Origin of the sequence: Pectobacterium artocarpous (genome assembly GCF_046159765.1) — a bacterium.
Lineage (GTDB): Bacteria > Pseudomonadota > Gammaproteobacteria > Enterobacterales > Enterobacteriaceae > Pectobacterium.
Window position 1 is genome coordinate 1 of the sequence record NZ_JBJXVK010000034.1, and the last position, 14,368, is coordinate 14,368.

The 14,368-nt window shown below is 56.2% G+C and carries 9 protein-coding genes; 6 read left to right on the forward strand and 3 right to left on the reverse strand.

Going from position 1 to position 14,368, the window contains the following annotated elements:
- The 6 genes from ACKQAD_RS18625 to ACKQAD_RS18650 all read left to right on the forward strand — a co-directional run.
- Positions 1–1,779 (forward strand): putative Ig domain-containing protein (locus ACKQAD_RS18625; protein ID WP_409161489.1); only part of this gene is annotated, 1,779 nt, incomplete at its 5' end.
- A 123-nt stretch (positions 1,780–1,902) separates the two neighbouring features.
- Entirely contained in the window at positions 1,903–3,690 is a 1,788-nt protein-coding gene (locus tag ACKQAD_RS18630) for a TolC family protein (protein WP_409161491.1), read from the forward strand.
- A complete protein-coding gene (locus tag ACKQAD_RS18635) occupies positions 3,690–4,445 on the forward strand; it encodes an efflux RND transporter periplasmic adaptor subunit (protein ID WP_409161493.1) in 756 nt (251 codons plus the stop codon). Before ACKQAD_RS18630 ends, ACKQAD_RS18635 begins: the two co-directional genes overlap by 1 nt.
- Positions 4,442–5,797, forward strand: coding sequence for an efflux RND transporter periplasmic adaptor subunit (locus tag ACKQAD_RS18640; protein ID WP_409161495.1), 1,356 nt, complete (start codon positions 4,442–4,444; stop codon positions 5,795–5,797). The genes ACKQAD_RS18635 and ACKQAD_RS18640 overlap by 4 nt, the downstream gene beginning before the upstream one ends.
- On the forward strand, positions 5,797–7,914 hold the full coding sequence (locus tag ACKQAD_RS18645; RefSeq protein WP_409161496.1) for an HlyD family efflux transporter periplasmic adaptor subunit: 2,118 nt from the start codon (positions 5,797–5,799) through the stop codon (positions 7,912–7,914). The genes ACKQAD_RS18640 and ACKQAD_RS18645 overlap by 1 nt, the downstream gene beginning before the upstream one ends.
- 322 nt (positions 7,915–8,236) lie before the next feature.
- A complete protein-coding gene (locus ACKQAD_RS18650; RefSeq protein ID WP_409161498.1) occupies positions 8,237–9,967 on the forward strand; it encodes a polysaccharide lyase family protein in 1,731 nt (576 codons plus the stop codon).
- Between the two features lie 149 nt (positions 9,968–10,116).
- Here ACKQAD_RS18650 and actP read toward each other — a convergent pair whose 3' ends face one another.
- The 3 genes from actP to acs form a co-directional block, all read right to left on the reverse strand.
- Entirely contained in the window at positions 10,117–11,775 is a 1,659-nt protein-coding gene (actP, locus tag ACKQAD_RS18655; RefSeq protein ID WP_409161499.1) for a cation/acetate symporter ActP, read from the reverse strand.
- The gene (locus tag ACKQAD_RS18660; protein WP_409161500.1) at positions 11,772–12,083 is read right to left on the reverse strand and encodes a DUF485 domain-containing protein; all 312 of its coding nucleotides are present in this window, start codon (positions 12,081–12,083) and stop codon (positions 11,772–11,774) included. The genes actP and ACKQAD_RS18660 overlap by 4 nt, the downstream gene beginning before the upstream one ends.
- Before the next feature lie 126 nt (positions 12,084–12,209).
- On the reverse strand, positions 12,210–14,171 hold the full coding sequence (gene acs / locus ACKQAD_RS18665) for an acetate--CoA ligase (RefSeq protein WP_409161502.1): 1,962 nt from the start codon (positions 14,169–14,171) through the stop codon (positions 12,210–12,212).
- Positions 14,172–14,368 lie beyond the last annotated feature (197 nt).

Consider the following 14,368-nt stretch of genomic DNA (forward strand, 5'->3'; position numbering starts at 1 on the left):
GCGCCCGATGTGGAACCGGACACTAGTGCCCCGGTGTATAACGACAGCGCCGGGCTGAATCTGGGTCAGCTACAAGCGGGTACCGAGTATCGCTACACACTGCCGGAAAACCTGTTTACCGACGCGGATAACGACAGTCTGAGCTGGCGCGTCAGCGGCCTGCCGGATGGGCTGAGTTTTGATGCTGCGACCCGCACAATATCTGGCACACCGAGCGCTTCCGGCGAATTCACGGTAACCATCTCCGCCAGCGATGGTACAGCGGAAGCGACCCATTCAGTCAAGGTGACGGTGGCACAAGCGCCCGATGTGGAACCGGACACTAGTGCCCCGGTGTATAACGACAGCGCCGGGCTGAATCTGGGTCAGCTACAAGCGGGTACCGAGTATCGCTACACACTGCCGGAAAACCTGTTTACCGACGCGGATAACGACAGTCTGAGCTGGCGCGTCAGCGGCCTGCCGGATGGGCTGAGTTTTGATGCTGCGACCCGCACAATATCTGGCACACCGAGCGCTTCCGGCGAATTCACGGTAACCATCTCCGCCAGCGATGGTACAGCGGAAGCGACCCATTCAGTCAAGGTGACGGTGGCACAAGCGCCCGATGTGGAACCGGACACTAGTGCCCCGGTGTATAACGACAGCGCCGGGCTGAATCTGGGTCAGCTACAAGCGGGTACCGAGTATCGCTACACACTGCCGGAAAACCTGTTTACCGACGCGGATAACGACAGTCTGAGCTGGCGCGTCAGCGGCCTGCCGGATGGGCTGAGTTTTGATGCTGCGACCCGCACAATATCTGGCACACCGAGCGCTTCCGGCGAATTCACGGTAACCATCTCCGCCAGCGATGGCACAGCGGAAGCGACCCATTCAGTTAACGTGACGGTGGCACAAGCGCCCGATGTGGAACCACAGCCAGAAACCCCTGATAACACCGCAACTGCGGCACCGGTGATTCTGGTACCGCAGGGCGTGAGCCTGCCCGCGGATTCTGGCGAAAGAGAACGTGAACAGCCGTTAGGCGCGATTGTCGCCGATTTGTCTCGCCCAGACGCGCAACCACAACCGCTATCCACCAACATCAACGCCGAACCTGTACGCCAGCGCACTGCCGATACGGCACGTCCGTCGGCGGCGCCCTGGATGCTCGATCCTGTGATGTTACAGCTGATGCCGACGTTGGAACAGGTCAACTTCTCTTCGCGTGCTGAGGCGGCGATACGCGATAACGCCTCAGTACGTTCGACGGATTCGGCTTTGTTCCTGAACGCACGCGGTCAGGCAACGGCGCTGGAGTCGGCGTTCAGCAGCGTGCAAGGCGCGTTACAGCCAGATGCTTCCGGTGCACTCACCTTTAGCCTACCGCAGCGCATGTTCAGCGTGCGTGAAGGTAATGCCACGCTGACGCTGCAACTGGCGAACGGGCGTCCACTGCCTGCGTGGGTGCAGTTCGATACCCGCAGCGGCGTGGTGCGCATTACCGATGCTAGTGCAGTGCAGGTCAACCAGATCCAACTGGCATTGAAAGCCCAGACCGCAGACGGCACCAGCCGGATCGTGCCGATTACGCTGCAAACCGGACAGGGCGCCAGTGCAGAGATGGAGGCTGACCGTGGCGCGATGCAACGGCCTTCATTCCCGACGGAAAAACGGGATGGTGAACCGTCAGCGCCAGCGGGAAAAACCGCCTTTACCGAACAACTACGTCAGCATCAGCCTGAACAGGGTGTGCTGCTGGCGGCGCTCAGTGAACTGAGCAATCTGCGCGTGTAAACGCGCTGCAGATCGAGACGAGATTTTATTACTTAACCACTAACCCAGACGCTTGCAGGCGGTAACCACTCCACCGCCAGCAAGAGGAAGGGAACAGACAAATAGAAGATGGGGAGAACCCGGGTGAATCAGCACATAGCGCATTTCTGGGATAGCCAGCAACACGACAGTCAGCAGCAGCACGTTCAACACGAGGCTACACCACGCACCGCGGGTTCCCGAGCGTTACGGATCGCGGTGACCCTTGCCTGCCTGGGATTGGCTGGCTGTGCCGTCAAGCCTGAGCCCGTGACGATCGAGCAGCAGGTTGCTCAGGCGCTGAGCGACAGAACGCAGATGTTCGCCAATCAGGAACCGGTACGTGGCACGATCACGCTGGATGAGGCGATTGCCCGTGCGCTGAAATATAACCTGCAACAGCGGGTCGCGCTGATGGAACAAGCGATGGAAGACGACCTGTTGGGCGTACAAAATCTGGACATGCTATTACCTAAGCTGACCGCGCGCGCCGGATTGCAAACCCGCGATAACGTGGCCGGTTCCAGCAGCCAGTCGGTCAGCACGGGACGGCAATCGCTGGAAGCCTCTACCAGTCAGGATCAGACCCAGCGCACTGCCGATCTGACGATGAGCTGGAACGTACTGGACTTCGGTATCAGCTATTTCAACGCCAAAGTACAGGCGAACAAATCGCTGGCGGCGGAAGAACGCCGTCGTCGCGTCGTGGCGGATATTACCCGTCAGGTGCGGACGGCCTATTGGGAAGCGGCCACGGCACAGCGTTTGCAGCCGGAAGTGACCACGGCGCTGAGTCAGGCGCGTCAGGCGCTGGAATACACGCGTCAGACCGAGCAACAGCGTTTGCTGGCACCGGTTGAAGCACTGCGCTTCCAGAAGAACATGCTGGAGATGGTGCGCCAGTTGGAAATCGTCGACAGCGATCTGGTGGTGGCGAAATCCCGTCTGGCCGCGCTGATGAACTTGCCGCCGTCCAGCAAGTACGATGTCGTCGTGCCGAGTGAAAGCAGTCTGATCGCACCGAAGATGGCCTACTCGCTCGACGATCTGGAAAACTTCTCGATGGTGAAGCGTCCGGAAGTGCGTGAAGAGACCTATCTGGCGCGTAACAGCGTACTGGAGACCCGTAAGTCGCTGCTGCGATTGCTGCCGGGCGTGTCGCTGTTTGCCGGTGTCAACGGTGATAGCAACAGCTATCTGGTTAATCATCAGTGGGCGAACGCGGGCGTTCAGGTTAGCGGAAACCTGCTGAATGTGCTGTCGTGGTCATCAGTGAAACGTGCCGGACAGGCAAATGAAGATCTGGCCGAGGTTCGTCGTCAGGCGCTGCGTATGGCGGTGCTGACGCAGGTGAACGTTGCCTGGCAGGAATATCAGCAGAGTACACGGATGTTTGGCCGCTATCAGGAGCTGGCACGAATCCAGCGCGGTATCCTTAATCAAACCACGCTTAGCGTACAGCATCGTGCTGAAACGCAAATGGAGCAGGTGCGCGTCAGCACGGAAACCATTCTGACGACCCGTGCGCGTGACCGCAGCTTTGCCGATGTGCAGAACGCGTTGGGTGCGGTGTATCAGGCGGCCGGGTTGGATGTACTGCCGGATAACGTGAACGATGTCAGTCTGGCGGCGTTGAGCAATTCGATTGCTCGCACCACGAATAACCTTGAGAAAGGCGGCGTTGCGGTACCACGTTTGTCTCTGTCTACCCCTGCTACGCCTGCCACGACAACGGCTTCTGTTAAACCGTTCGCGACCCCATCTGCATTGAAAACGGCGACTTCTGTGGTGAAACCTATCGCACCATCGGTCAACGCGGACAAGCCTTACCGCGTGGTGAACACGGATATGTGGGATAACCTGCAATCTTTACAGGCGGGAGGTTCGCGTTAATGGCTTTTGGCATGATGCGTCCGCTGTTACTGGTGAGTGTGCTAAGTCTGCCCCTGTGGGGGCAGGCTGCGACGACAGGAGACATTCGTGTACAGCTTAGCGCACAGCGCTATACCGTATTATCCAGCGAAATTGCCGGGAAAGTGACAGATATTGCGGTGAAAGAGGGCGAACACTTCAAACAGGGCGATACGCTGGTGACGTTTGACTGCACTGTGCTGCGTGAAAAGCTGAATTACTCGAACGCCGCAGAGAATGCCGCGCGTAAGAAGCTGGCGATTGCCGATCGGCTGGATAAGCTCAATTCGATCAGCCTGTCGGATGTCGATCAGGCGCGATCGTCGGTGTCGATGGCGCAGGCCGAAAGCGGCGTCAATCGCGCCATGCTGCAACGTTGCGCTATCAAAGCCCCGTTCTCCGGTCGCGTCACGGAAACCAAGGTGAAGCGTTGGGAATCGGTGCCGGAAGGCAAAGAACTGTTAGCGATTTATGATGACAGCGCGTTCGAGCTGGAAATGATTGTGCCGTCGCGCTGGCTGGTGTGGCTAAAGCAGGGCAGCGCTTTTCAGATTACGTTGGATGAAACCGGCCTGAGCTATCCGGCGGAAATTAGCCGACTCTCGTCGGCTATCGATCCGGTCAGCCAGTCGGTGAAGGTTTTTGGCCGGATTACTCAATCTACCGCCGGATTGCTGCCGGGCATGAGCGGTGTGGCGCAAATCGTGCCGCCTGATATCGGCAGCGTGTCGCCATGACCGAACGGAACACGACAGCAGCGCAAACTGAACAGGATACCCGGCTGGCATTGCTGGCCGAACTGCTGCAATTGCAAAGCCGTGCCAGAGCACGGGAAACCTTGGACGAGCTGGCGTTTTTCATCGTCAATGAAACGCACAATCTGGTGAAGTATCGACAGGCGCTGCTGTGGGACTGCGATAAACAGCGTTTGCAGGCGGCTTCCGGGCTGGCCTCGCTCGATCACAACGCACCGTTTTGTACCGAATTTAGCCGCCTGTGCCGCCAGTGGCAGAAAGAAGGGCGCCAAACGCAGGCGTTGCAATGCCGCGAGTTGCCCGCCGATGACCAGATTTTGTGGCAGGAACATCTGCCGGAATTTTTACTCTGGCTGCCGCTGCGTTTACCGCAGGGCGATACGCCGCTGGTGCTGGTGTTGGCACGCGACAGCGCGTGGCTGCCTGCCGAGATTATCCTGCTGGAAAAACTGGCGGATGCCTATGCACATGCGTGGTTGAGCCTGTGTAAAGTACGCCGTCGTTCGTCGAAAACGCCACCTGCCAGACGCCGTTTGATCGTCGCGTCAGTCGTGGCGCTGGTGCTGATCTTATTGATCCCGGTTCGCCAGTCGGTGCTGGCACCGGCGGAGATCGTCGCACACCGTCCGGTGATGGTGCGTGCGCCTGTAGCAGGTGTGGTGGATGACATTTTGGTTCGCCCCAATCAAACCGTTAACGCTAGCCAACCGCTGGTGCGGCTGGATGTGCGCGAACTGGAAAACCGGCTGGAATCGGCCCGACAGGCGTTCGCTACCGCCGATGCTCAGTATCGTCAGGCACAGCAGCAGGCGCTGTTCGATGCCAATAGCAAAGCCAGTTTGGCTGTGCTGCAAAGCCGCCGTGAGCAGGCGCAGAGCGACATGGATTTTCTGCAACGTCAGCAGGAACGTATGCAACTGGTTTCCCCGCGTAGCGGCGTGGCGATTTTTGACGATAGCAGCGACTGGATTGGGCGCTCGGTGGCGGTGGGGGAGCGTATTATGATGATCGCCGATCCGCACGATGTTGAGCTGGAGATCCAGTTGCCTGCGGCGGATGCGATTGCGCTGGAAAAGGGCGCGGATGTGCGCCTTTTCCTCAATGTTGCGCCGAATTCGGCACAGGATGCGCGGCTTGAACAGATTGGCTATCGTGCCGCACCGACGCCGGATAATGTGATGGCCTATCGGCTGCGGGCCCGCTTTACACAGGATGACCCGCAGCTGCGCGTAGGCCTGAAAGGCACCGCCAAGCTGTACGGAAAACGCACGGTGTTGTTCGTTTACCTGCTGCGTAAGCCGTTGGCCTCCCTGCGCGTCTGGCTGGGTGTGTAATGCCGTCACCTGCCGCACTCAGCCCGCTACGGGATGAACTGATCCTGCACACTGGGCCCGCTAACCGCGACGGATCGCCCAGTTGGACGCTGGAAGATCCGCTGCGTGGCCTCTATTTTCGTATCGGCTGGGCAGAAATGGCGATGCTCTCGCGCTGGTCGATGGGGAACGCGGCACAGATCGTGGCTGAGGTTAACCAGACTTCTGCATTGACGCTGGATGACAGCGACGTGCAGTACTTCAACCACTTTTTGCAGGCCAACAGCCTGACGCGCGTCTCTGGCGATGACGCGCTGGCGCAGTTTTCTCGTCAAGTGGAGCAATCTCGTGTCTCAATTTGGCGCAAATTGCTGAAGAACTATCTGTTTTTTCGCATCCCCTTATGGCACCCCGATCGTTTTCTGGGCGCGACGCAGCGCTGGGTCGAACCGTTTTTCAGCCGTACCTTTCTCAAATTGACGCTGTTGGTGGCCGTGCTGGGGCTATTCCTCGCCGGACGCCAGTGGGAAACGTTCAAGCATACGTTTCTGCATTTCTTCACGCTGGAAGGTGCCGCGCTGGCGGTGTTGACGCTGTGCTTTACCAAGATTCTGCATGAGTTCGGCCACGCCTACACCTGCAAGCGTTTTGGGGCGCGGGTCGCCACGATGGGCGTCGCGTTTCTGGTGATGATGCCGGTGTTGTATACCGATACGTCCGGTTCGTGGAAGCTCACCCGTCGGCGGCAGCGTATGGCGATTGGCGCGGCAGGCATGGTGACCGAGCTGGTACTGGCGGCATGGGCGACGCTGGCGTGGAGCTTTTTGCCAGACGGTATGCTGCGCAGCGCCGCATTTATGCTGGCGACGACCACCTGGATTATGACGCTGGCGATTAACCTCAGTCCGCTGATGCGTTTTGACGGTTATTTTCTGCTTTCTGATGGGCTCCAGGTGCCAAACCTGCAAAACCGGGGCTTTGCTATCGGCCGCTGGCAGATGCGGGAATGGCTGTTCGGCTTGGGGGATGCCCCGCCGGAGCATTTTCCACGCTGGCTGCAACGTACGCTGGTGGGCTATGCCTTCGCGGTGTGGATATACCGCTTCTTCCTGTTTACCGGTATCGCCATTCTGGTTTACCACATGGCGTTCAAGCTGTTGGGGATGCTGCTTTTCGCCATTGAAATCGGCTACTTCGTCGTAATGCCCGTGGTGAATGAAGTACGTGAATGGAGTAAACGCCGTAAGGATTACCGTATGAACCGTAATATGACGACCACGCTAACGGTGAGCGCTGTACTTCTGCTCGTGTTGCTGATTCCCTGGCAGAGCAGCGTGTATGCACCAGCGCTTTTGCGCGCGGAACAGCAAAGCAGCCTGTATATGCCCGTACCCGCGATGATTCAGCGTATTGAGGTGCAGGTCGGTCAGCCGGTGCGCGCCGGGCAAACGCTATTTACACTGTCGTCTGACGCGCTGTCACATGAGCGGCAGCAATTGGAGCGACAAATCGCGACGCTGAACTGGCAAAGTACCTTTCAGGTATTCAACAAGGAAGCGGTTGGCGATCACCAGCGGGTGAAGCAGGAGCATGAAGCGGCGTTGCAAAAGTTGCAGGTCTTGCGGCGTCAGTCTGAACAACTGACGGTGCGTGCGCCGATAGACGGTGTGGTGGCTGACATGGCAACGCCGCTGGAAACTGGCGAGTGGCTGGGACAGGGCGAATGGCTGGCCGTTGTCACTAAGCCAACCGGCGGGCTGGTGGAGGCGTTCGTGTCGGAAAAGGACTGGCAGCGGCTCCGCACGGGCGGAAAGGGGACGTTTTATTTACAGGATGTCAGCCGCTCATCGCTGCCGCTCAGGATTGTGGAGATTGCCAGCACGGCGACTCGCGATCTGAATGCTACGCCGGAACTCGCCTCGGTTTATGGCGGCGACATTGCCACGCTGAGTGATGCGCAGCGCAAACTGCATCCTGAACAGGCGGTTTATCGCGTGTTGCTCCGTCTGCCCGACGATTATCGTGCTCAGCCACAGGTACTGCGTGGCACGGTAGTGATGGATGGTGAGGCGCAAAGCCTGTTCATTCGCGGCTGGAAAGTGGTGTCCGCCGTACTGATTCGTGAACTGTCATTCTGATCAGTTTTGATTTCTGCGATGTCGATCCTGACTTTCTTCCTGTCACTGCCAGCTTCCTGTTTCTGCTGGCAGTGACAGGAAGGAGGGCGCTTATCCCCTCGATTATGTTGTCCCCACCACTGCTATATATTTCAAATAGCGGGAATTTTTTGATATCTCAGGCTACACCCAATGTTGGATATTAGGGGAAACACGGTGATGAGGTTCCCGTAGGGATACCTCGCACCGTGGTAGCCCCGTGTATCTCGATATTGCAGCGGCAGTGGCCTGAACGGATGCGATAAAAATTCTGTCTAACCAATTGAACACAAGAGGGCTGACTGTGAAGCGATCTATCTTGTTGTTGGTGGGGGCTATGTTGGCACCCTATAGCTATAGCGCGCAGGATAATGCGGTGTCGCTATCCGTTTCTGGTTTGCGTACCGTACTGGATAATGGCCAGCTGAAAGTCGCGTTCGGGGAAGATGGCAGCGCGGTGAGCATGGTGGTGGGAGGCAAGAATATCGTCACTAACCTGTCCGGTGCGGCGCGCGATCCGAGCAAAACGCGTAGTGCTTATCTCGATTACTATATTAACGATGCTCATGTTAAAGGCGTGAAAGATTTTGTCCCCGAACGAGTCGAGGTACTGCACAACGATCGTGATATGGCGCATGTCGCCTATATCGATGATCGGAACGGACTGTTGCGGCTCGAATATCACCTGATTATGCGTCGCGGCGTTAGCGGGCTTTACAGCTATGTGGTGGCCGAAAATAGCGGAAATCAGGATGTTAAAGTCAGTGAACTGCGTAACGTCTATCGCTTCGATCCTACTCGGTTAGATCATCTCTACAACGGCGATCGTCAGGGCAAACCGCTGCTCTACAGCCAGCTTGAAGCGTTACCGAAAGTACAGGATGAAACCTGGCGACTGCCGGATGGTAGCATCTATTCCAAATATGATTTTGCTGGCTATATGCGTGCCGCGACTTTCTGGGGCGTTTTCGGTAATGGCGTGGGAGCGTGGTTGATTCACAGCAACCGGGAGTATTTTTCCGGCGATGCGCTCAAGCAGGAGCTGCTGGTACATCAGGATGCGATCATTCTGAATTATATGACGGGCTCGCACTTTGGTACGCCGGATATGGTGGCACCGCCGGGCTGGAAAAAATTCTACGGCCCGTGGCTGCTGTATATCAATCAGGGCGATACCGAACAGATGCTGACGGATGCCCGACGTCAGGCGCTGACGGAAACGGTCAGTTTACCGTATAGGTGGATGAATGACTCCCGCTATGTGCGCGAACGTACGCAGGTCAGCGGGCGCATTGCCAGTCAGCAATCCGTCACTGTCGTGCTTTCGTCGTCATTGGATGAACCGTTTGATGTGCAAACCCGTGGTTATGCGTATCAAGCGACGACAGATGTACAGGGAAATTTTACATTTTCCCATGTCCGTCCGGGCAATTACCATCTGGCGGTCTATGCCAACAGCGGTACGCAGCCGGGGGTATTGGCGGAGCAAACGCTATCCGTTTCTGGTGATAAGCAAGCGCTGCCTGTGATTGCTTTGCCCAAAGTCGAGCCGGTTGTCTGGGCAATTGGACAGGCCAATCGGCAGGCGAGTGAATTCCGCTTTGGCGACGAAGCACGTAATACACGCTGGCAGCATGAGATTCCAGCAAATTTGACGTTCGATATTGGCCATAGCGACTATCAGCGCGACTGGTATTACGCGCAGACCAAACCGGGAAAATGGGATATCCGTTTTGCTCTGCAACCAGAGAAGAAAACCTATTTCCTGAATATCGCACTGGCGGCAGCCAGCAACAGCGGCATGAGTGAACCGACCCTGCCGCAGCTAGCGGTAGCGGTGAACGGGAGCACGCTGGAAACGCTGACTTACGAAAATGATAAGGCTATTTATCGTGGTGCGCTACAAAGCGGTCGCTATCACATCGCCCGCATCCCCGTGTCTTCCCGCTTTTTGAAAAACGGCACTAACTCGATCACGCTGCAATTAAAAGGCGGCAGCGTGATGTACGACGTGGTGACGTTAAGTGAGGAGTAAAACCAGTTTTAACAATATTACAGGTTAGCTTGAAGAAACATGGGCAGGATGGACCACGATAAAAAATCGCAGGAGCGATTTTCAACAACGTAAAGCATTGGATTGCAGAGAAGAACTGACCCGCTAATGCGGGCCAGTGAGAGGGAGGATTAGTGGGTACTGCCTTTTGAAGCGCCGACGCCGGTTTGTGAACGGACAAACTGCGCATGGAAGCGAGCGCGTTCCTGTTGTCCGGCTTCGGAGCGATCGGTGATGGAGAAGAACCAGATGCCGATAAACGCGACCAGCATGGAGAAGAGCGCTGGATAATCGTAAGGGTAAATGGGGGTGGCGTGACCGAGGATTTTCACCCAGATCGTCGGCCCCAATATCATCAAAATGACGGCGGTCAGCAGCCCTGCCCAGCCGCCAACCATGGCACCACGCGTAGTCAGCTTTGACCAGTACATCGAAATGATGATGATCGGGAAGTTACAGCTGGCAGCGATGGAGAAGGCTAGCCCGACCATGAAGGCGATATTCTGGTTCTCAAACAGGATACCGAGCGAAATCGCCACGACACCCAGCACCAACACGGTGATTTTTGAGACTTTTAGCTCATCACGTTCTGTCGCTTTCCCTTTTTTGATCACGTTGGAGTAGAGATCGTGGGACACGGCAGACGCGCCTGCCAGCGTCAGACCGGCAACGACCGCCAGGATGGTGGCAAAGGCCACGGCAGAGATAAAGCCGAGGAAGAAGTCGCCGCCAACGGCATCTGCCAAATGCACCGCCGCCATGTTATTCCCGCCGATGAGGGCGCCTGTCGCATCCTTAAACGCAGGGTTCGCACTGACCAGCAGGATGGCACCGAACCCGATGATAAAGGTCAGGAAGTAGAAATAGCCCATGAAACCCGTGGCGTAGAACACGCTCTTGCGGGCTTCTTTCGCATCGCTGACGGTGAAAAAACGCATCAGAATGTGCGGTAGGCCAGCGGTACCGAACATCAGGCCTAACCCGAGGGACAGCGCGGAGATGGGATCAGAAACCAGTCCGCCAGGGCTCATGATCGAGGCCCCTTTTGGGTGAACCACCATGGCCTGCTTGAACAGCGCGTCAAAGCTGAATCCCACGGATTTCATCACCATGACAGCCATGAAGGTAGCACCGAAGAGCAGCAGGACAGCTTTAATAATCTGTACCCATGTGGTGGCAAGCATGCCGCCAAACATCACGTACATCACCATCAGAATACCGACCAGTATCACGGCCACATGGTAGTTGAGGCCAAACAGCAATTCGATGAGTTTTCCCGCGCCGACCATCTGTGCGATAAGGTACAGGGCCACAACCACCAGCGAGCCACAGGCGGAGAGGCTGCGGATCGGGCGCTGTTGCAAACGGTAGGAGGCGACGTCAGCGAACGTATAACGCCCGAGGTTACGCAGTCGTTCAGCGATCAGAAACAGAATAATGGGCCAGCCGACCAAAAAGCCGAGTGAGTAGATCAGGCCGTCGTAGCCGGAGGTATAGACCAGCGCAGAAATACCGAGGAAGGACGCGGCGGACATGTAGTCGCCCGCAATCGCCAGCCCGTTCTGGAAACCGGTAATGTTACCGCCAGCCGTATAATAATCGCTACGTGAACGGGTTTTCTTCGACGCCCAGTAGGTGATATACAGCGTACCGCCGACGAACAACAGAAACATCACGATGGCTTGAATATTCAACGGCTGGCGCTGGACATCCCCCGTGAGGGCATCGGCCGCCCACGTCAGCACTGGCAGCGCCAAAAGTCCGAACAGTATCATAAAGCGTATTTTCATTGCTTTACCTCATCCAGTAACTGTTTGGTCAGACGATCAAATTCACCGTTAGCGCGGTACACATAAATGCCTGTTAGAATGAAGGAGATCGCAATCAATCCCACGCCAATCGGAATGCCGCGGGTAATGCTAGAACCTGGGCTGATAGGCGTTCCCAGCCAGCCTGGCGCAAAGGCGATGAGCAGAATAAAACCCACATAAAGCACCAGCATGATTATCGAGAGAAAAACAGCGAAACGCTGCCGCTTATTGACCAGTTCTCTGAATAAGGGGTTACTTTCAATCCGTTGATAAATGGCATCATTCATCGTAAGTCTCCAGTAATCTGTAGGGGTGAGTATTGCCGCGACGATGCCGCCTGATTTATCGCCAGCCACATCCCCGTAAGCCACGTCATGGCTTACGGGAATGAAGAGAATGGTGGGGCCAGCGGGTTATTGAGAGGCGGTACTCATAGCCTGCTTTTCTTCGAGCAGTTTTTCGACGACGGCAGGATCGGCCAGCGTTGAGGTATCCCCCAAATTGCTGGTGTCACCGGCGGCGATCTTACGCAAAATGCGACGCATGATTTTGCCGGATCGCGTTTTGGGTAAAGAGTCAGTCCAGTGCAGGATGTCCGGGGTCGCAATTGGGCCGATTTCCTTACGCACCCAGTTGCGGACCTCCGTATACAGCTCGCTGGACGGCTCTTCGCCGTGGTTCAGCGTGATGTAGGCGTAAATGGCCTGTCCTTTCATATGGTGCGGAATGCCGACCACGGCCGCTTCGGCAATCTTGGGATGGGCAACGAGCGCCGATTCGATTTCCGCCGTCCCCAGACGATGCCCGGAAACGTTTAGCACGTCGTCAACGCGACCCGTGATCCAGTAATAGCCATCTTCGTCACGGCGCGCGCCGTCACCGCTGAAGTACATGCCTTTAAAGGTGGAAAAGTAGGTTTGTTCGAAACGATCGTGATCGCCGAACAGGGTTCGTGCCTGACCCGGCCACGAATCCACGATGACCAGATTGCCTTCCGCAGTGCCTTCCTGTGGGTTGCCAAGGTTATCGACGAGCGCAGGCTGTACGCCGAAGAACGGACGCGTCGCGGAGCCGGCTTTTGCTTCAATCGCGCCGGGCAGAGGGGTAATCATGAAGCCACCCGTCTCCGTTTGCCACCAGGTATCGACGATAGGGCACTTGCCATTGCCGATCTTGTTGAAATACCACTCCCAGGCTTCCGGGTTGATCGGCTCACCGACGGAACCCATGATCCGGAGCGATTCACGCGATGTCCCTTCGATTGCTTTATCACCTTCAGCCATCAGCGCGCGGATGGCGGTGGGGGCGGTATAGAGAATGTTGACCTGATGCTTATCGACCACTTGCGCCATACGTCTGGCGTCCGGCCAGGTCGGCACACCTTCAAACATGAGCGTAATCGCACCGCACGCTAGCGGGCCATACAGCAGGTAGCTGTGTCCTGTGACCCAGCCAACATCTGCCGTACACCAGTAAATGTCGCCAGGGTGGTAGTCGAAGACATACTTGAAAGTCAGTGCAGCATAAACCAGATAGCCGCCCGTGGTGTGAAGCACGCCTTTTGGTTTACCGGTCGAGCCGGAGGTATAAAGAATGAATAGCGGATCTTCCGCATTCATCTCCTCTGGCGGGCAATAATCGTCTGCTTTTTCAACCAGATCGTGCCACCACAGATCGCGCCCGTCCTTCCATTCACTGGTTTTACCCGTGCGACGGAAAACGATGACGCTGGAAATCGTGGTGACGTTCGGGTTCTTTAATGCTTCATCAATATTCTTCTTCAGCGGAATCACACGTCCGGCGCGTACGCCTTCATCGGCGGTAATAACCAGCTTGGCGCTGGAATCGATGATGCGCCCGGAAATCGCTTCAGGAGAGAAACCGCCGAAGATTACCGAGTGAATGGCACCGATTCTGGCGCAGGCCAGCATTGCCACGGCCGCTTCCGGCACCATCGGCATATAAATAGCAACGACATCACCTTTTTTGACGCCCTGTGACTTCAACACATTGGCAAAGCGGCATACGGACTGATGCAGCTCTCGATAGGTGACTTTTTCACTTTCTGCCGCGTCATCCCCTTCCCAAATGATGGCGGTTTGATCGCCACGCTCGGCCAGATGGCGATCCAGGCAGTTTGCTGCCACGTTTAGTGTACCGTCTTCAAACCAGCGGATACTGATATGGCCGGGGTCGAATGAGGTGTTCTTGATCGTTTCATAGGGTTTGATCCAATCAACGATCTTTCCCTGCTCACCCCAAAAGGCAGCGGGATCGTCAACGGACAGCCGATACATATTTTCGTATTGCTGGGCATTTATCAGTGCATTTTCCGCAATTGCGGCGGGAATGGTGTGTTTATTATGTTGTGTCATAGCGCTTCTCCTTAAACATGTTAATGCTATGTCAAATAATGGTTAATTGTAGTTAACCAGTTATCTTTGTTTCTTTTTTGCGCGATTGATCACGCAATGCAGGAAAAGCAGCGAGGCGTTACTTAAATAGAGAGTCTTTTGGTTCAGAAAACAGGCAGCTTTTTCGTGGTAGCCAAAACGCGATAAGTGATGCGTGT

Excerpts from the sequence above, each read along its gene's own strand:
- ACKQAD_RS18635 (WP_409161493.1), top strand. The coding sequence starts at position 3,690 with ATGGCTTTTGGCATGATGCGTCCGCTGTTACTGGTGAGTGTGCTAAGT.
- ACKQAD_RS18640 (WP_409161495.1), top strand. The coding sequence starts at position 4,442 with ATGACCGAACGGAACACGACAGCAGCGCAAACTGAACAGGATACCCGG.
- ACKQAD_RS18645 (WP_409161496.1), top strand. The coding sequence starts at position 5,797 with ATGCCGTCACCTGCCGCACTCAGCCCGCTACGGGATGAACTGATCCTG.
- actP (WP_409161499.1), bottom strand. The coding sequence starts at position 11,775 with ATGAAAATACGCTTTATGATACTGTTCGGACTTTTGGCGCTGCCAGTG.
- ACKQAD_RS18660 (WP_409161500.1), bottom strand. The coding sequence starts at position 12,083 with ATGAATGATGCCATTTATCAACGGATTGAAAGTAACCCCTTATTCAGA.
- acs (WP_409161502.1), bottom strand. The coding sequence starts at position 14,171 with ATGACACAACATAATAAACACACCATTCCCGCCGCAATTGCGGAAAAT.